The sequence below is a fragment of the Pseudochelatococcus contaminans genome (assembly GCF_014195635.1).
GTDB lineage: Bacteria > Pseudomonadota > Alphaproteobacteria > Rhizobiales > Beijerinckiaceae > Pseudochelatococcus > Pseudochelatococcus contaminans.
Map to the genome: position 1 here is coordinate 386,739 of NZ_JACICC010000001.1, position 18,715 is coordinate 405,453.

Below are 18,715 nucleotides of genomic sequence, written 5' to 3' on the forward strand. Positions count from 1 at the left end.
GCGTGCCGTATATGGTTAACGGCGTCTAATTAATTGATTTAAAAAGTGTTTATGCATTTTTGTGCATTGTAACACACGGTAAAAAAGAGTGATTGGCAAGGATGTGGCGAGCCAACTAGGTTGGCATCAACAAATGAATCGGCAACTTGGCCTTTGGCGCTTTCGGGAGCCTTGCCGCCCGCCGATTTCAGGGCGCATCGATCAGGATCGGATCGATGCCGCCGCGTGGTACGCGATCCGGGAATGAATATCGATGAAACCCAGCAGGCAAACGACGTTACGCAAGGCCGTTACGCTCACTGGCGTAGGCGTGCACTCCGGTCAGCCTGCAAGGCTCGTTCTTCATCCCGCCGCCGCCAACCATGGCATCGTTTTTCTTCGTACCGGCCTTTCCAACGGCCGTGAGCGCCTGATTGACGCCCGCTACATCCATGTCAGCACAACTGAGCTTTGCACCGTCCTCGGCGATAAGGACAGTGGTTCGGTCTCAACGGTAGAGCATCTGATGGCCGCTCTCGTGGGCCTTGGTGTCGACAACGTTCTGGCCGAGATCGACAGCCCCGAAATGCCGATCCTCGACGGCAGCTCTGCCTGCTTCGTCGATGCCATCATGAGCGTCGGCCTCGCGGTGCAGGAGGCTTCTCGTCGCTACATCAAGGTGCTGCGTCCCGTGCGAATCGAGCATGGCCGCGGTTTCTCGGAATTGCGCCCGCTGGAGCGTGGCTACAGGCTGGATGTGGAAATCGACTTCGATTCGCAGGTCATCGGCCGTCAGCGCAAGGTTATGGACCTCGATCCGGAAACCTTCCGTACCGAGATCAGCCGCGCCCGCACTTTCGGTTTTCTCCGCGACCTCGAAAAGCTGCGCAAGATGGGGCTGGCTGGCGGCTCGTCGCTCGACAATTCGGTCGCCATTGCAGATGACGGCATCGTCAATCCGGGCGGTCTGCGTTATGCGGACGAATTTGTCCGCCACAAGATGCTCGATGCTGTCGGCGATCTGGCTCTTGCCGGCTATGCCTTGCAGGGCGAATATCGCTCCTACTGCGCTGGCCATCGCATGAACGTGGCGGTATTGCAGTCGCTGTTCAGCGACAGGGCGAATTATGCCATTGTCGATGCCATGGCTCCGCGTCGTGAATTTGCTTATGCCGAAATCGGCGCCGGCGTTGCGGTTCCCGCCTACGCTCCTGATCTGAGCTGATAATCGGTCCCGGCGCGCGGGGCATGCCGGAAGGTGGTTGCCGCTGTTCGGAAAATGTTTTAGACAATGCCACAAGGTGACCGATCCACTTCGATATTGTGATCTGTCTCTTCCGGTGCAACAACCCGCTTTGCCTGTTGGGCGTGTTTGGGTTAAACAGCTTGTGGTTGGGGGTAATGTCGTCCCTCGCGCCATCTGAGAGGACTGACGAGGGATGCGTTTTCCTTCCATGCTGTATTCCACCAGAGTTTTTGCGCAACCGCTTTCCGCAAACACCAGGGCAGGCTTCAAGCGAATTGCTACGGCGCGCTGGCCGCGCGTTGCGCTTGTTGCCCTGAGCCTCGGCGGTGTGGCCGGTTGCGACACGCTCAAGTCTGTGAACCCTTTCTCCAAGGGTGACACCTACAAGCCCGAGATCGTGCCGGTGACACCGGCCGAGCAGCTTTATAACGATGGCCTGTCGCGTCTTGCCTCGAATGATTTCGAAGGCGCTCACAAGACATTCGACACCATCAACAGGCAGAATCCCGGTTCGCAGTGGGCGCAGAAGTCGCTCATCATGCAGACCTACGCCGCATATGAGGGCGGGCGGTATGATGATTCGGCCAATAGCGCCACGCGTTATGTGTCGCTGTATCCCAATTCTCAGGATGCCGCCTACGCCCAGTACCTGCTCGCAATGTCGTATTACAAGCAAGTGCCGGACGTGACCCGCGATCAGGCGTCCACGCAGCGTGCAATCGTTGCATTCGATACGCTCATTCAGCGCTATCCCAAGTCCGAATACGCGACCGACGCCAAGTTCAAGTTGCAGGTCGTGCGTGATCAGCTTGCCGGCCACGAAATGGAAGTTGGGCGCTTCTATCTGAAGCGGCGGAATTACACTGCGGCAATCAACCGTTTCCGCACCGTCGTCTCGCAATACCAGAATACCCGCGCCACGGAAGAGGCGCTCATGCGCCTGACCGAAGCTTATGCCGCGCTTGGTGTGTTTAACGAGGCGCAGACGGCAGCGGCTGTGCTGGGGCACAACTTCCCGGATAGCCAGTGGTACAAGGACGCCTACACGCTCCTCGCCAGCCGGGGGCTTGAGCCGCGTGAAGATACAGGCTCCTGGATCAGCAAGCTGTTCAGCGGCGGCCAGTTCAGGTAAGCAGCAAAAAACAAACAAACGGCTCCCGTTCCTATCCGGACGGGAGCCGTTTTATTTTGCGTGACGCACTGTGATTCAAGCCTAGCGATTGTAATGGCTGATATTGAGTCTGGCCGGCCTTTTTGAATACGGCCTGACGCCATCAATAATATTTCATACTCTGGATGAACGCTTGATGCCGGGGCGGAAAAACACGCCGACGGTTTCGACGTGCGCCGAATACCGGAACTGATCCACCGGCGTTATACGGATTGGTGTATAGCCGCCGTCGATGAGGATTTTCGTATCGCGCGCAAATGTCCCGGCATCGCACGAGACGGCAATGACGAGCGGCACAGTCGAGCGTGCCAGCTCGTGAGCCTGCGCCTCCGCCCCCGCACGCGGCGGGTCGAACACAACGGCGTCGTAGGTTTTCAGTTCTGATGGCAACAGCGGGCGGCGGAAGAGATCACGTGTTTCGGTCGTGATTCGGCGCAGGCCCGGCGTCGCCCGAAAGGCGCGGTCGAGCGCGGCCAAAGCCGGAGCCGCGCTTTCAACGGCGTGCACTTCGGCAATCTCCGTCAGACGCAGCGCAAAAGGGCCACACCCGGCAAACAGGTCGGCCACCCGCCGGATGCGGCGCGGGGCTTCGACACAAGCCTCCAGCACGAGCCGCGCCAGCGTGTCCTCGCCCAGCGTGGTCGCCTGCAAAAAGCCGCCCGCCGGCAGAACAACATGCCCCTTGCCCATAGGGACACTCGGTGCACGCCGCTCCACAATACGATCACCGTGAATGGACAGCCGAGCGAGATCAAGGCGCTCCGCAGCCTGTGTCAAGGTGCGGCGAATGCCTTCGCCCGCCTGTCCGTAACCGCGAACGTCGACATCGAGACCACCGGAGGTGGCGGTGATCTGAACATCCAGTGGCTTGCCTTTGGGTAGCAGCAGGCGGGCAACATCCAGTGCAACCTGGGGTGCGCGGTCGAGAGCGGGATCGAGAACAGGGCAATGATCGATGGAAATCAGGTTATGGCTTCGCGCGGCCATGAAGCCGACGGCATCGACGCCATCCTTGCGGCGTGCGTGGAAGGTAACCCGTCTGCGCCCGCTGCCGTGCGCATCCACGAGGGGACCAATGTCGATATCGAGCCGTGCCCGCGATAACGCGGTGACAACGCTGTCCCGTTTCCAGTCACGATAGGTTGGCTCGGCCATATGCTGCGCGGAGCAGCCGCCACAACGGGTGAAAAGTGCGCAATCGGGTGCACGCCTGTCCGGTGAGGGGGTATCGATCGCGATGAGGTTGGCGCGCGCTTCCACCCGGCCATGGGAGGAGCGCGCAGCGCGGCCTTCCACCGGATCAGGAGCGGGCAAGCCAACGCTCACGGTTTCTCCGGGCAATGCATAAGGCACGTAAACCGGGCCATCCGGCGTATCGGCAATACCGTCGCCGCGCGCGCCGAGCCGGTCGATGGTGAGGCGCATGTCCGTCACGGCAGAGGAAAGTCCGTTCATACGCGCCGCGCTCCCAACAGAAACTCGCGATTGCCGTCGCCACCAGTAATCGGGGAGGGGACAAGGCCTGCTATGGCAAAGCCCAGATCCTCGACATGCGCGCGGATATCGCTGCACACCATCGTATGCACCGCTTCATCACGCACGATCCCCTTATGCAGATGCTGTCGGCCTGCCTCAAATTGCGGTTTGATGAGCGCAACGAGCGTCGCGCCAGGGGCCAATAAAGGCGTGACGGGCGGCAGAACGAGTTTGAGCGAAATAAAGCTGACGTCGATCACGAGGATATCGAAGGGGCCTATGCCGAGTTCGGGCAGCCGCCGTGCGTCCGTGCCTTCCAGCATGGTGACGCGCGCATCGCCGGCAATCAGCGGATGCAACTGGCCATGGCCGACGTCCACCGCGTGAACGTGCGCTGCGCCATGCGTGAGCAGGACATGGGCGAAGCCGCCAGTCGATGCGCCGATATCGAGCGCACGGGCGCCGGCTGGATCAATTGCGAAGGCATCAAGCGCTGCGGCCAGCTTCACCCCGCCGCGTGACACCCATGGATGCGGCGCTTGCGCGGTAATCGCGGCATCGGCGAAAATCGTCTGGGAGGCTTTGCGCAATTGCACGCCGTCCACGATCACGCCGCCCGCTTCGATCGCGGCCTGCGCCTGCGCGCGGCTGGTGAAGAACCCACGTTCCACCAGCACGATGTCGGCTCTGCGTTTGTCAGACATTCAGGCTCTGAGCGCTGCCGTCGCCGCAGTCCCGAGCGCCGCAAAGACGGTATCGACGATGCCCGCTGCATCCAGTCCCGCCATGGCATACATCCTGTCGGGCTTGTCATGCTCGATGAATGCATCGGGAAGCGTCATAGTGCGCACCTTCAGACCATGATCGAGCAATCCTTCATGCGCCAAGGCATGCAGTACGAAAGCGCCGAAGCCGCCTTGCGAACCTTCCTCGATGGTGATGAGGCATTCGTGCTGCCGCGCCAACTGGCGAATCAAATCGAGATCAAGCGGTTTGGCAAAACGTGCGTCCGCAACAGTCGTTGACAGGCCGCGTGCTTCGAGATGGTCGGCGGCCTTGAGCGCTTCCGCCAGCCGCGTGCCGAGCGAAAGAAGCGCAACGCGGGAACCTTCACGCACGATACGGCCCTTGCCGATGGGCAGAACCTCCCCCCGCGGGGGCAATTCGACGCCTACACCCTCGCCGCGAGGGTAGCGCAGCGCGATCGGGCCATCATTGTGTGCCCTCGCGGTTGCGATCATATGCACGAGTTCCGCCTCGTCGCTGGCGGCCATCAGCACCATGTTCGGCAGGCAGCCGAGATAGGCGATGTCGAACGATCCGGCGTGCGTCGGTCCGTCGGCTCCCACAAGCCCGGCGCGGTCAATCGCGAACCGCACAGGCAGGTTCTGGATCGCCACGTCGTGCACGACCTGATCGTAAGCGCGCTGGAGGAACGTGGAATAAATAGCGCAAAAAGGCTTGTAGCCCTCCGACGCCAAACCGGCAGCGAATGTCACCGCGTGTTGCTCGGCGATGCCGACATCGAATGTGCGCTTGGGAAAGGCTTCTCCAAACAGGTCGAGCCCCGTGCCGGACGGCATGGCGGCGGTGACCGCAACTATCTTGTCGTCGTCCTGCGCCTCGCGGATGAGCGTGTCTGCAAACACGCGCGTATAGGAGGGCGCGTTGGCCTTCGGCTTTGCCTGCGTACCGGTGACGACATCGAAGGTGCTGACGCCGTGATATTTATCGGCAGCAGCCTCAGCGGGGGCGTAGCCTTTGCCCTTTTGCGTCACGACATGCAGCAGGATGGGGCCGTTCTGGGCGGTGCGGGCGTTGCGCAGCACCGGCAAAAGGTGGTCGAGGTTGTGGCCGTCCACAGGGCCGACGTAATAGAAGCCGAGTTCTTCGAACAGCGTGCCGCCGGCCCAGAAGCCACGCGCATATTCCTCCGCGCGCTGTGCCTTTTCATAGAAAAAGCGCGGCAGGCGGCTGGCGATCTGCTTGCCGGTTTCGCGCAGCGAGCGGTACGTGCCGCTGGATACGATCCGTGCCAGATGCGCCGACAGCGCCCCGGTGGGCGGGGCAATGGACATGTCGTTGTCGTTGAGAATCACAATCAGCCGCGAACCGAGCGCACCGGCGTTGTTCATGGCTTCATAGGCCATCCCGGCCGACATCGCGCCATCGCCGATGATGCAGACGACGTGATTATCCCCCTCCGCCAGATCGCGCGCCGCGGCCATGCCAAGGCCGGCCGAAATCGAGGTCGAGGAATGGCCCGCGCCGAACGGATCGTGTTCGCTTTCCTCACGCTTGGTGAAGCCGGACAAGCCGCCGCCCTTGCGTAAAGTGCGGATACGGTCGCGCCGCCCGGTCAGAATCTTGTGCGGATAAGCCTGATGCCCGACATCCCAGATCAGCCGGTCGCGGGGAGTGTCGAAAACATAGTGCAGCGCCGCTGTCAGTTCGACCACGCCGAGACCGGCGCCGAGGTGCCCGCCGGTTACGGAGACGGCATCGATCATTTCCGCGCGCAACTCATCCACAAGTTGTGGCAGTGCCGTTTCAGGCAGGGCGCGGAGATCTTCCGGCGTCGGAACAGTGTCGAGCAGCGGCGTGGAAACGGGCAATGAAAACACCTCGGGAGAACGCGGAGACACCATATATGGAAGCGCGCCGCCTTCAGTTTGCACAAATTCAACGCATAAGCCTTTGGCCTGCGTTCGTCAAAGGTTAGAGCATCATCGATCCTGAGGAAATCAGGCTCCAGGAGCCAATCTCATATCAAGATGCCGATCTCATATTATTATGGCCATTTGCGTTCGATCCAGCAGGAAGATCTGAACGCAAGAAGCTTGTCAGCGGCTATTCCTCGATGTCGAGCGGGGTTGCGGAGGCCTCTCCCGATGCCGATACGGCGATTCTTTCGATGCGTGCTTCAGCCTTTTTCAGCAAGGCGTCACAATGCTTCTTGAGTTGTTCGCCACGCTCGAAGATCGCAATCGATTCCTCAAGCGGCACGTCCCCGCGCTCAAGGCGGGAAACGATCTGTTCAAGCTCCGCCAGTGCCTGCTCAAAGGGCAGGCCATCGAGGGAGCCGGTTGCGGGAGTTTCGAGCGCTTTCGTCATGAGTGCCGTTATCGCGCCGCGCGGCCATAATTACAAGGGTGGAATGCTCGTCTCCATGCGCCCTCGGGAGTGGACCGGACGCCAATCCCGGCGTAGGGTGACTTTTGCTGTGCATGCACAGCAGCGCGAGCAAGCTGCCATGCGCAAATGCACTGAACATGCCGAGAGTTAACCGTGAGCCACAAGACAAACACCCGCCGTCGTATCATGTTGCTCACCGGGGCCAGCCGGGGCATCGGCCACGCCACCGTCAAACGCTTTTCAGCGGCCGGATGGCGCGTCATCACCAGTTCGCGCCATGCTTTTCCGGAAGTCTGCCCGTGGGAAATGGGGCCAGAGGACCATATTCAGGTCGACCTCGGAGACGTCGATTCGACGCGCGCCGCCATTGCCGAAATGAAGCGGCGTCTCGCTGACGAAGGCGGTGTGCTTGACGCACTGGTCAACAATGCCGGTATTTCGCCCAAAGGCGAGGGCGGCCAGCGCCTCAACACGCTCGACACGCCCATTGAAGACTGGCTGCGGGTTTTTCAGGTGAATTTCTTTTCTTCCGCCTTGCTCGCGCGCGGGCTCGTCGAAGAATTGACCCGCGCGGGCGGTTCGGTCGTGAATGTCACCTCCATCGCGGGGTCGCGTGTGCATCCTTATGCGGGGTCCGCCTACGCCACATCCAAAGCCGCGTTGGCCGCGCTGACGCGCGAAATGGCAGCGGATTTTGGCCCGCTGGGGGTGCGCGTCAATGCCATTTCGCCGGGTGAAATCGATACGTCCATTCTGTCGCCGGGCACGGAGCGCATGGCCGAGGCCTTCCCGCTGCGCCGCCTCGGCACCCCGGATGAAGTCGCCAAGGCCATCTATTTTCTGTGCACGGAAGCGTCGTCTTATGTGACGGGCGCGGAGTTGCACATCAACGGCGGGCAGCACGTTTGAGTGCGCTGTTGTTTTCGGCCTTGAGCCGTTTACGCCGCCTCGCGTCGTTGCTGCGCGTGGGCGCGCTGTCGTGCGCGATGCTGGCGCTGTCCATCCCTGTTGCGGGGATCGCGCCTGCCATCGCGCAGGAGGAAGCTGCGCCTGTACTTCGGCAGCCCCCTCCAGGGTATGAGAAAGAGTTGCTGCGGTTGTCGGAGGTGCTGGGTTCCCTGGCTTTCCTGCGCACGCTTTGCAACGCTGGTGACGCTCAACAGTGGCGCGAGCGCATGGCTGCACTGATGGAGAGCGAAGCGCGCGATGCCGAGGGGCGGGCGCGCATTGCCGGAGCGTTCAATCAGGGATATCGCGCTTTTTCAGTGACTTACCGCACCTGCACGCCAGCGGCGCGCGAAGCCATCACGCGCTATCTGGCCGAGGGCGAACGCCTGACGCGGGCCATTGCGCAACGCTTTGGCGGGTAAAGCGTTGTGGAGCGTCCCGCCCGCCGTGCATGACCACGCGGCGTTATCAATTGTTGATATTTCAGCGCTATCGCTACGGTATTCAGTTCTTTGTCGGACAGCAAGTAAAGGAGAACGCCAATGTTGAAGGAATTCCGGGAGTTCGCTCTCAAGGGCAATGTTGTGGACCTCGCCATCGGCGTGATCATCGGTGCGGCCTTCAGCAGAATTGTCGAGTCGATTGTCGGTGACGTGTTCATGCCGCTTATCGCCGCCATCACCCGTGGCGGCGTGGATTTCTCCAACTACTTCCTGCCGCTTTCCGGCGATGTGACGGCCACATCCCTCGATGCAGCTCGTTCGCAGGGCGCAGTGCTCGCCTACGGCAGCTTCATCACGCAGGCCATTAACTTCCTCATCGTCGCGTGGGTGCTGTTTCTCGTGGTCAAGGCCATCAACGAACTGAAGCGTCAGGCCGAGCGCAATGCCCCGCCGCCGCCCGCGCCGCAGGACCCGGCAGATGTAAAGTTGCTTCAGGAAATTCGCGACCTTCTTGCCCAACAGCGTGGTCCGTCTGCCTGAGTGCTCATCGCTACCGCTGCCTTGGTATTTGCATCTCGCACGCTCTGCCTTCAATTCAATTGATCGGCCTGAACGCAGGGCGTGCTATTCAACAAAGTGTTTTCAAGCAAAGAGCATATCGCTTTGCGCGGTGAAAGCGCGTATGGTCAAGGCTTGACGGCGCTTCAGTGATTATTTTCGGGGCCGTGGCCTTCATAGCGCGGCTTGATCAGGTGCATCGCGCGTGGTCTGCCACGCGCATAGCTGTCGAGATCTTATCAAGCGACATGTAACGGGGGCGACTGTGAGACGAATTGCTGTATTGATGGCGGCATTGCTGCCAACCATGGCTTTCGCCGCCGAGGATAATGCTCCGGCTGCCGGTGCGACAGCAGCCCAGTCTCAGTCTGAAAGTTCGTCTTCCGACAACGTGCGGATGTTTTCTCCCGAATGGCGCGAGCAGAAAATCCTTGATCGAGAGGAAAATCTGCGCGCGCTCGATGAAGAGCAGCGGCGTTTCGACAGGTGGGAGAAAAATGCGCGGAAGGCAGTCGGAGGCATTTGCGCCGATTGTCTTGGCGGGGGTAGCGGCGGCACGATGACCATTCCGGCCGATGCTATACCGAACATCCCGTCCAATACCGGCTTTGACGAAACCAGCGCTTATTATGCAGCGCCGCCCGCACCACAGGTTGTTGGCGCGCCTTCGGCTGTCGTGACCGCGCCTGCACGTGCGCCTGTCGGCAGTGCGGGTGCTCCGCTGGATATCCGTTCACCCGCTGCGCGCTGAAGGTCGCCGCTTTTACCTGAAAACTCTATGCTGCCTGGCGGCGTTCGGCATCCGCTGCGGGCAGCCCGATCATCACCACGGTACCGTTGCCGACGCTGGAGCGGATGCGCAGTGCGCCGCCATGCAACTCGGCCAGTGAGCGGGCGATGGCGAGGCCCAGCCCCGATCCCTTGTAGCTGCGCGCAAATTCGGTCTCGACCTGCTCGAATGGCCGGCCGAGTTTTTTGAGTGCCTCGGCGGGGATGCCGATGCCGGTGTCTTCCACGTAAAGATGAATGTTCGCTCCCGATACCCGCGCGCGCAAGGTGACGCGGCCATCTTCGGGCGTGAACTTGACGGCGTTGCGCAGGACGTGGCCCAGAATTTGACTGAGAGCTTTCGGGTCGGCGTTGATGGCGGCATCGGGCAGGGTCTCGACGCTCAGCGTCAGCCGCTTCAGTTCGGCATCGCGGGCGATGGCGCGCGCTGCCTCGCGCATCACGCTGTCGACCTCCAGCGCTTCCGGTTGCAGATTGATACGCCCGGCTTCGATGCGCGACATGTCCAGAATATCGCTGATCACGCCAAGCAGGTATCTGCCACTCTGTTTGATGTCGCGGCAATATTCGTTGTACTTGTCGTTGCCCAGGTCGCCGAAAATGCCGCTTTCCATCAGCTCCGAGAAGCCGATGATCGCGTTCAGCGGTGTGCGCAGTTCGTGGCTCATGTTGGCGAGGAACTCGGCCTTGGCGCGGTTGGCGGTCTCGGCTTCGGCTTTTTGTTCCAGATATCGCTCTGCCAGATCCGCAAGCTGGCGGGCCTGCGTTTCGAGCTTCTGGCGCGAGCGTTTGAGATCCGCGACGGTGGCGATCAGCCGCCGTTCGGATTCCATCAGCTTTTCCTCGTGGTTCTTGAGGGCGGTGATATCCGTACCGACCGAGACATAACCGCCGTCGCGGGTGCGGCGCTCGTTGATCTGCAACCATCGCCCGTCGGTCAACTGGGCCTCGAAGGTGCGCGCGCCGCTGCCCCGCCCGTTTGCAAGGCGGGTCTGATCCATCAGCTCGGTCTTGACGGGCGGCAGCGTACCAAGCCGCATCAGGTCTTCATAGAGCGTGCCCGGTGCTGCCGCATCGGCGGAGAGACCATGCAGGCGCTGGAATTTCGAATTGCAGGTCACGAGGCGGTTGTTGGCATCCCAGAGCACGAATGCTTCGGAGATGGTTTCCACGGCTTCGCGCAAGCGCATATCGGCTGTGGCGGTCAGTTCGGCGAGGCGGCGCTGCTCCGTGATGTCGACGGCGATGCCGACGAGATGCGGGCCATCGCCCCTGTCCTCGACGACCTGCGCGCGGGCCTTGATCCACACCCACTTGCCGGCGGCGTTCATGATGCGGAAATCGTGGTCGATGCTGGTGGCGCGGTTGCTGGCGATCATATCCGCCATGGTATAAAGGTCCGCGTCGTCGGGGTGGACGAGCTTGTTCATCTCGCCGAAGGACATGAACTCGTCCCGTCGCTCATAGCCCAGAATGTCGTACATTGAGTCGGACCAGTAGAGCCGCCCGCGCGCAATGTCCCAATCCCACAATCCGCAGCGCCCGCGATCAAGAGCGGCGTCAACGCGTTCGCGTACCTTGTCGCATACTTCCTCGGCGGTACGCGCACGGCGCGTTTGCATGAAATAGGCCGCCGTCATCGCCAGCAGCACGAAGGCCGCGGCGGCAAGCATCGTCGATTGGCTGATGATGTCCGCGCGCCAGTCGGCCAGTGCATCCACCTCGGTCTGGAAAACGGCTACCTGGCCGCCGCCCGGCAGATTGCGTACCGTGGCGAGCGCCTGTTGGCCGTCTGGTAACTGGATATGCAAGACGCCGGCGCGGTCGGCGAAAGTGGTCAGTGGCTGGCGCGCGCCCAGGATCTTGCCAAGCTTGAGACCCTCGAAATCACTGATACTGGCGGCGGCGATGCTGCCGGACTGGTCGGTCACGGCCAGCAGCCGGCCATTGATGAGCGAACCGGCTGTTACTAAACGTTCGATGATGTCGCGTGCCGTTTTGGCCACGATGTACGCCTGGGCATTGCCTGCGTGTGCGGCTTCTCCGCCGGGGGAGCGCACTGCGAGCTGAAGGGCGATGTCGGCGGCCGCCAGCGAAGCGACAAGGTCGACCTCTTTCGTGGCGCTGGACATGGCCTGGTTGCGGCTGTTGATGCCGTGCACGATCGCACCGGCAAGCAAGGCGACAAGGAAGAACACGAGCAGAACCGGCACCGCCAGCCGCAGCCATGGCTCCATCGCCGCAAAATCATAATGGCTGAGGCGACCGCTGGATCGTGTCACCCCTAGCACCGTGCCCGCGCGCACGGGCACGCTCGCCGCTTCCGCGCGCGCCATGCAAGCCCCCTTCGGAGTCCCAAACGTCTGATACTAACGCGCCGGCGAGACCGCCGACCACCGGCAGCGTCCGGCGGCAAAGCCGCTGTTTCCGCTGTCCGGACAGTTCCGGAATCCGAAAAGGCCGCTCCGATGACGGGCCGGCCTCATGAAACCGTTACGATACGCATGATCCGCAAGACGTGCCGCATCTTTCCGAATCACAGCTATGAGAATCCGAAATCACATTTTTGTCCAGATGGTTTATGAAAGGTTTACGCAGAAAGATGTGGCATATTATTCGCCACATATGAAAAAAGGGCGCGGAAGCTTTTCCGCGCCCTTGAATATCCCAATGGAATTGAATCAGAAAGTCTGATTGTAAGCGCCCACTTCCGGATTCTCGCGCAGGATATCATCCACAGCCTTGAACATTTCGCGGGTGCGAGCCTCGGATACCGGGCTTTCAATCACGACCACCAGTTCCGGTTTGTTGGAGGATGCACGCACGAGGCCCCAGGTGCCGTCTTCGGCCACCACGCGCACACCGTTCACCGTCACGAGATCGCGGATGGCCTGCCCGGCAACCTGTCCGCCCTGCGCCTGCAAATCCTTGAAGCGCTGAGTGACACGTTCGACCACGTCATACTTGATCTCGTCCGCGCAGTGCGGCGACATCGTCGGCGTGCCCCATGTCTGCGGCAGGTCGCTGTAAAGGTCGGCCATGGACTTGGCGGGGTTGCGGTCCAGCATGTCGAGCACGGCGATGGCGGTGACGAGACCGTCATCATAGCCGCGTCCGACAGGCGCGTTGAAGAAGAAGTGGCCGGACTTCTCGAAACCGGCGAGGGCGTTCAGCTCCTTCACGCGGCGCTTGATGTAGCTGTGGCCGGTCTTCCAGTAATCGGCTTTCACGCCATTGGCGCGCAGCACCGGATCGGTGTCGAACAGCCCGGTGGACTTGACGTCGACAACGAAGGTCGCGCCGGGGTGCAGCGCCGACAGATCGCGCGCCAGCATCACGCCGATCTTGTCGGCGAAAATCTCGTTGCCGTTGTTGTCGACCACGCCGCAGCGGTCGCCGTCGCCATCAAAGCCAAGACCGACATCCGCACCGGATTCGCGCACGGCGTCAGCGATGGCGTGCAGCATCTTGAGGTCTTCAGGATTGGGGTTGTAGCGCGGGAAGGTGTGGTCGAGGTTGGTATCCAGCGGCACCACCTCCACACCGATGCCTTCCAGCACCTGCGGCGCGAACGCCGCTGCCGTGCCGTTGCCGCATGCGGCTACGACCTTCAGCTTGCGGGTCAGTTTCGGGCGGTTGGTGAGATCGTTGATGTAGCGCTGGCCGAAACCCTCGATGAACTCATAGCTGCCGCCGGACCGTGTCTCGAACTTCGCGTTCAGCACGATGTCCTTCAGGCGGCTCATCTCGTCCGGGCCGAAGGTGAGGGGGCGGGCCGCGCCCATTTTCACGCCGGTCCAGCCGTTGTCGTTATGCGAGGCGGTGACCATCGCGACGGCGGGCACGTCGAGATCGAACTGGGCGAAATACGCCATCGGCGACAGGGCCAGGCCGATATCCTTCACCTTGACGCCCGCGGCCATCAGGCCGGCGATCAGGGCATATTTGATGGATGACGAATAGCCGCGGAAATCATGTCCAGTGACGATTTCCGGCTTCGTGCCGAGTTCGTGCAGCAGTTGCCCAAGGCCCAGGCCAAGCGCCTGCACGCCCATCAGGTTGATTTCTTTCTCGAACAACCAGCGTGCATCATACTCGCGGAAGCCTGTCGGCTTCACCAGCGGCAGAGTCTCATACTCGTAGGTGTTCGGGGTGAGCTGGGGCAGGGGCTTGGGAAACATGGTGATCCTTGACGGCTCGTGAAAGCTGGGCTCAGGTTGCATGATCGGCATACAATGGCAAGCCCGGCCAGAATGGGCGTACAGTCAGACACGTTTTTCATGACGTATGTTTGGCTGGCGCCCTGAATTTTGTATTTTTACCGCAGCTTGTATCCAATTCGACAGCTCGGCTTGAATGTAAACTGCTCTATTCTGTTAACGCGTTCCGTACATCCGGTCTCCCGCGTCGCCCAGACCGGGAACGATATAGCTGTGATCGTTAAGGCCCTCGTCGATGGCAGCCGTCCAGATCCGCACTTCGGGATGCGCCTTCCGCAGCCGGTCGATGCCTTCCGGCGCGGCCAGCAGGCAAAGGAAACGCAGATCGCGCGCGCCGCGCTGTTTCAGCAGATCGATAGCCGCGATGGCCGAATTGGCCGTGGCCAGCATCGGGTCAATGACGACGACGAGCCTGTCCGCCACATCCGTCGGAGCTTTGAAATAATACTCGACGGCTTCCAGCGTATCCGGATCGCGGTAGAGGCCGATGTGCGCCACCCGTGCCGAGGGTACGAGGTCGAGCATCGCGTCGAGAAAGCCCACGCCCGCCCGCAAAATTGGTGCGAACACGAGCTTTTTGCCGGCCAGCATCGGGGAGCGCATGGTCGCCAGCGGCGTTTCAATATCCACAAGTTCCGTGGGCAGGTCGCGCGTCACCTCGTAGCACAGCAGGATGCCGATTTCGTGCAGAAGCTGCCGGAACCCCTTGGTGGAGCGCGTCTTGTCGCGCATCAGGGTGAGTTTGTGCTGCACCAGCGGATGATCGACAAGCGTGACGCCGTCCATGAAGCCCCCTCGGTCCCTCTGTTGCCTGACGCTGAATATACCTTTTTGCGTCACCTGTCAGGGGGAATGAGGTGCCTGTTCGGCATTGCCGCGTGCGGATGTGGAAAATGCGGCCTTGAACAGCGTCCGCGTATACTCGGTCTGCGGATTGGCGAACAGGTTCGCAGCCGGCCCTTGCTCCACCACTTTGCCGTGCTGCATCACGATCACGGTGTTGGACAGCGCCCGCACCACGCGCAGGTCATGGCTGATGAAGAGATAGGCCAGTTTGCGGGTGCGCTGCAATTCGCGCAGCAGATCGACGATCTGGGCCTGCACCGACATGTCGAGCGCCGAAGTCGGCTCGTCCAGCACGATGAAGCGCGGCTCCAGCACCATGGCCCGCGCGATGGCGATGCGCTGGCGCTGACCGCCGGAAAATTCATGCGGGTAGCGATCCATGCTGGCCGGGTCCAGTCCGACATCGGCGAGTGCCTGCGCCACACGCTGCCGTTTTTCGTCTTGCGACAGGCGTTTCTGTTGCACGCCAAGCCCTTCGGCGACGATCTCCGCCACTGAAAGGCGGGGCGACAGCGAGCCGTAGGGGTCCTGGAACACAACCTGCATGGACCGGCGCAGCGGCTTCATCGCGTTGCGTTTCAGGCCGTCGATGTGCTGGCCGAGAAACACGATCGGGCCTTCCGATCGGATGAGGCGCAGCAGAGCGAGGCCAAGGGTGGTCTTGCCGGAACCGGACTCGCCCACGATGCCAACCGTCTCGCCCTCGCGCACGCTCAGGGACACGCCGTCAACCGCCTTGACGTGGCCCGTGACCTTGCGAAACAGCCCCTGCCGGATGGGAAACCACACCCGCATCGGCCCGGCTTCCAGCACCACTGGCGCATCTGCGGCCACTGGTTGCGGCTGGCCTTTGGGCTCCGCCGCGAGCAGCTTTTGCGTGTAGGCGTGCTGCGGGTGATCGAACACCTGCGCCACCGGCCCGGTCTCGACGATCTCGCCGCCGGTCATCACACACACGCGGTCGGCGATCTTGCGCACGATGCCCAGATCGTGGGTGATGAACAGCATCGACATGTTGAGCCGGGCTTTCAGCTCGGCCAACAGTTCGAGAATCTGTGCCTGCACGGTGACATCGAGCGCGGTTGTCGGTTCGTCCGCGATCAGCAGGTCGGGCTCGTTGGCGAGCGCCATGGCGATCATCACGCGTTGGCGCTGGCCGCCGGAAAGCTGGTGGGGATATGCGTCAAGGCGCTTTGCGGCATCGCGGATGCCGACAAGCTCCAGCAGCTCCAGCGTTCGCTGCCGCGCCGCCTGCCCGGTGATGCCCTTGTGCAGGGCGAGGATCTCGCCAATCTGGCGGGAAATGACCTGCAATGGGTTCAGCGAGGTCATCGGCTCCTGAAAGACCATGGTGATGTCGTTGCCGCGCACCTTGCGGAGCTCTTCAGGCGTGGCGCGCAGCAGATCGCGGCCCTTGAACAGCACTTCGCCGGAGGGATGCGACGCGGCCGGATAGTTCAGCAGCCGGAGGACAGACAGTGCCGTGACCGATTTGCCGGAGCCGGATTCGCCTACCAGCGCCAGCGTCTCGCCGGGCGCCAGATCGAAGGACACGCCCTTGACGGCCCTGACGTCGCGCCCGTCCTGCCGGAAATCGACCGCGAGGTTCTTCACGGAGAGAAGCGGTGTGTTCATGCCGTTCTCACCTCAGTTGAACGTCTTGCGCGGATCGAAGGCATCGCGCACGGCCTCGCCGATGAAGATCAGCAGCGACAGCATCAGCGCGATGACGATGAAGCCCGTCAACCCCAGCCACGGCGCTTGCAGGTTGGCCTTGCCCTGCGCCAGCAACTCTCCGAGGGACGGGGAGCCGGGCGGCAGGCCGAAGCCGAGGAAGTCCAGCGAGGTGAGCGTCGTGATCGAGCCGTTGAGCACGAACGGCAGGAAGGTGAGCGTCGCCACCATCGCGTTGGGCAACAGATGGCGGAACATGATGGTGGCGTCCGACAGGCCAAGGGCGCGGGCCGCATTGACGTATTCGAAGTTGCGCGCACGCAGGAATTCCGCCCGCACCACGCCCACCAGCGCCACCCATGAGAACAGCAGCAAGATGCCCAGCAGCACGAAGAAACCCGGCGTGATGAGCGATGAGACGATGATGAGCAGGTAGAGCGAGGGAATCGAGTTCCAGATTTCGATCACCCGTTGCAGCACGAGGTCTGTCCAGCCGCCGAAATAACCCTGAATTGCTCCGGTGAAGATGCCGATCACGGACGAGATGCCCGCCAGCGTCAGCCCGAACAACACGGAGAGGCGGAAGCCGTAGATGAGCCGTGCCAGCACGTCGCGGCCCTGATCGTCGGTGCCGAGCCAGTTCCACTCGATGTTGGCGCAGGAGCCGCCGCATTGTTCGTTGGTCAGCATCCATGTCGGCGGTGCGGGCGCGGGTACCGGCATGGCGAGGTTGTGCGTGTTGTAGGAAAAGCGGATCGGCGGCCAGATGGCCCAGCCGTTGGCGTTAATCTCGTCGGCGATGAACGGGTCGCGATAATCCGTGCGGGCGAGGAAGCCGCCGAACTTCTCTTCCGGGTAGTCCTTGAAGATCGGAAACAGCAACTCGCCCTTGTAGGAGGCGATGATCGGCCGGTCATTGGCGATGAACTCGGCGTTCAGCGTGACGAAGAACAGCGCCAGAAAAATCCACAGCGACCAGTAGCCGCGCTTGTGGGCGCGGAAATTGCGCCACCGACGCTGGTTCAGCGGCGACAGGCGCAAAAACCCCTTCGCGGGCAGCAGCGGCGCGGCCGGCGTCAGGTTGAGCATCGGGCCGGTGAGGTCTTCTCTCGTCTCGGACGTCGGCTGCATCTCAGACCTCCCGCGTCTCGAAGTCGATGCGCGGATCGATCCACGTGTACATCAGGTCGGACAGCAGGTTCACCACCAGCCCCATAAGGGAGAAGATGAACAGCGTCGCGAACACCACCGGATAATCGCGGTTGACGATGGACTCGAACGACAGCAGGCCCAGCCCGTCGAGTGAGAAGATGGTTTCGATCAGCAGCGAGCCGGCGAAAAACGCGCCGATGAAGGCGCCCGGAAAACCGGCGATGACGATGAGCATGGCGTTGCGGAAAACATGGCCGTAAAGCACCTGCCGCTCCGTCAGGCCCTTCATGCGGGCGGTGAGGACGTATTGCTTGCGGATTTCATCGAGGAAGGAGTTTTTCGTCAGCAGCGTCGATGTCGCGAATGCGCCGATGGCCATCGACAAAACAGGCAGGGTGATGTGCCACAGGTAATCAAGGATCTTGCCCGGCAGCGACAGGTCTGAGAAGTTCTCCGACGTGAGGCCACGCAACGGGAATATCTGCCAGAACGAGCCGCCAGCGAAAAACACGATGAGCAGGATGGCGAACAGGAAAGAGGGAATGGCGTAGCCGATGATGACGATGCCGGATGTCCACACGTCGAAGCGCGAGCCGTCGCGCACGGCCTTGGCGATGCCCAGCGGAATGGATATCGCGTAGGAAATCAGCGTCATCCATAGCCCGAGAGAAATGGAGACCGGCAGCTTCTCGCCGATGAGCTGCAAAACCGGAATATCGCGAAAATAGCTCTTGCCGAAATCGAACGTCGCGTAGTCGGTAATCATCTTGATGAAGCGTTCGTGAGCCGGTTTGTCGAAGCCGAACTGCTTTTCGAGATCCGCGATGAAGGCGGGGTCGAGTCCCTGCGCGCCGCGATAGCGCGAACCGCCGCCGTCACCGCCCCCCAGACTGCCGGGGTCGCCGCCTCCGCCGCCGATGCGTGATGCCACGCCGCCGTCCGCGCCCTGTAGCTGCGCGATGATCCGCTCCACCGGGCCACCCGGTGCGAACTGGATGATGACGAACGAGATCAGCATGATCCCCAAGATCGTCGGCACCATCAGCGCCAGACGGCGGACGATATAGGCAAACACCCT

General features: G+C 61.7%; 16 protein-coding genes. 6 read left to right on the top strand and 10 right to left on the bottom strand.

The genetic code is table 11. From position 1 onward, the window contains the following. Positions 1 to 253 precede the first annotated feature (253 nt). Together lpxC and FHS81_RS01620 are read left to right on the top strand one after the other, a co-directional pair. The gene (gene lpxC, locus FHS81_RS01615; RefSeq protein WP_183750281.1) at positions 254 to 1,204 is read left to right on the top strand and encodes a UDP-3-O-acyl-N-acetylglucosamine deacetylase; all 951 of its coding nucleotides are present in this window, start codon (positions 254 to 256) and stop codon (positions 1,202 to 1,204) included. 214 nt (positions 1,205 to 1,418) lie between these two features. Further along, positions 1,419 to 2,357 (top strand): outer membrane protein assembly factor BamD, encoded by a 939-nt coding sequence (locus FHS81_RS01620; RefSeq protein ID WP_246374376.1) that lies wholly within the window; start codon positions 1,419 to 1,421, stop codon positions 2,355 to 2,357. A 153-nt stretch (positions 2,358 to 2,510) separates the two neighbouring features. On the opposite strand, the gene FHS81_RS01625 is transcribed toward FHS81_RS01620, so the two are convergent. From FHS81_RS01625 to FHS81_RS01640, 4 genes are all read right to left on the bottom strand, one after another. Next, positions 2,511 to 3,851: a class I SAM-dependent RNA methyltransferase gene (locus tag FHS81_RS01625; protein ID WP_183750282.1), complete on the bottom strand. Its 1,341-nt coding sequence runs from the start codon at positions 3,849 to 3,851 to the stop codon at positions 2,511 to 2,513. After that, positions 3,848 to 4,576, bottom strand: coding sequence for a TlyA family RNA methyltransferase (locus FHS81_RS01630; RefSeq protein ID WP_183750283.1), 729 nt, complete (start codon positions 4,574 to 4,576; stop codon positions 3,848 to 3,850). The genes FHS81_RS01625 and FHS81_RS01630 overlap by 4 nt, the downstream gene beginning before the upstream one ends. Then, positions 4,577 to 6,520 (bottom strand): 1-deoxy-D-xylulose-5-phosphate synthase, encoded by a 1,944-nt coding sequence (gene dxs, locus FHS81_RS01635; protein WP_183750744.1) that lies wholly within the window; start codon positions 6,518 to 6,520, stop codon positions 4,577 to 4,579. Between the two features lie 202 nt (positions 6,521 to 6,722). Then, complete coding sequence (locus FHS81_RS01640; RefSeq protein WP_183750284.1) at positions 6,723 to 6,986, bottom strand: exodeoxyribonuclease VII small subunit; 264 nt, start codon at positions 6,984 to 6,986, stop codon at positions 6,723 to 6,725. A 207-nt stretch (positions 6,987 to 7,193) separates the two neighbouring features. Between FHS81_RS01640 and FHS81_RS01645 the strand changes: the two genes are divergently transcribed. The 4 genes from FHS81_RS01645 to FHS81_RS01660 all read left to right on the top strand — a co-directional run bounded on the left by FHS81_RS01645 (position 7,194) and on the right by FHS81_RS01660 (position 9,707). Then, complete coding sequence (locus FHS81_RS01645; RefSeq protein WP_183750745.1) at positions 7,194 to 7,916, top strand: SDR family NAD(P)-dependent oxidoreductase; 723 nt, start codon at positions 7,194 to 7,196, stop codon at positions 7,914 to 7,916. Then, positions 7,913 to 8,377, top strand: a complete 465-nt coding sequence (locus FHS81_RS01650; protein ID WP_246374377.1) for a TIGR02301 family protein — start codon at positions 7,913 to 7,915, stop codon at positions 8,375 to 8,377. The genes FHS81_RS01645 and FHS81_RS01650 overlap by 4 nt, the downstream gene beginning before the upstream one ends. Positions 8,378 to 8,497: 120 nt before the next feature. Beyond that, a complete protein-coding gene (gene mscL, locus FHS81_RS01655) occupies positions 8,498 to 8,938 on the top strand; it encodes a large conductance mechanosensitive channel protein MscL (RefSeq protein WP_183750285.1) in 441 nt (146 codons plus the stop codon). A 304-nt stretch (positions 8,939 to 9,242) separates the two neighbouring features. Continuing rightward, complete coding sequence (locus tag FHS81_RS01660; protein WP_183750286.1) at positions 9,243 to 9,707, top strand: hypothetical protein; 465 nt, start codon at positions 9,243 to 9,245, stop codon at positions 9,705 to 9,707. Positions 9,708 to 9,732: 25 nt separating this feature from the next. On the opposite strand, the gene FHS81_RS01665 is transcribed toward FHS81_RS01660, so the two are convergent. From FHS81_RS01665 to FHS81_RS01690, 6 genes are all read right to left on the bottom strand, one after another. After that, positions 9,733 to 12,081 carry a PAS domain-containing sensor histidine kinase gene (locus FHS81_RS01665; protein WP_183750287.1) on the bottom strand — a complete coding sequence of 783 codons (2,349 nt, stop codon included), beginning with the start codon at positions 12,079 to 12,081 and terminating at the stop codon, positions 9,733 to 9,735. 345 nt (positions 12,082 to 12,426) lie between these two features. Beyond that, positions 12,427 to 13,926 carry a phosphomannomutase/phosphoglucomutase gene (locus tag FHS81_RS01670; RefSeq protein WP_183750288.1) on the bottom strand — a complete coding sequence of 500 codons (1,500 nt, stop codon included), beginning with the start codon at positions 13,924 to 13,926 and terminating at the stop codon, positions 12,427 to 12,429. 195 nt (positions 13,927 to 14,121) lie between these two features. Beyond that, entirely contained in the window at positions 14,122 to 14,751 is a 630-nt protein-coding gene (gene upp, locus FHS81_RS01675; RefSeq protein WP_183750289.1) for a uracil phosphoribosyltransferase, read from the bottom strand. A gap of 57 nt (positions 14,752 to 14,808) precedes the next feature. Next, positions 14,809 to 16,446 carry an ABC transporter ATP-binding protein gene (locus FHS81_RS01680; protein WP_183750290.1) on the bottom strand — a complete coding sequence of 546 codons (1,638 nt, stop codon included), beginning with the start codon at positions 16,444 to 16,446 and terminating at the stop codon, positions 14,809 to 14,811. 12 nt (positions 16,447 to 16,458) lie between these two features. Continuing rightward, entirely contained in the window at positions 16,459 to 17,574 is a 1,116-nt protein-coding gene (locus tag FHS81_RS01685; RefSeq protein WP_183750747.1) for an ABC transporter permease, read from the bottom strand. A gap of 43 nt (positions 17,575 to 17,617) precedes the next feature. Next, complete coding sequence (locus tag FHS81_RS01690; RefSeq protein WP_183750291.1) at positions 17,618 to 18,712, bottom strand: microcin C ABC transporter permease YejB; 1,095 nt, start codon at positions 18,710 to 18,712, stop codon at positions 17,618 to 17,620. Positions 18,713 to 18,715 lie beyond the last annotated feature (3 nt).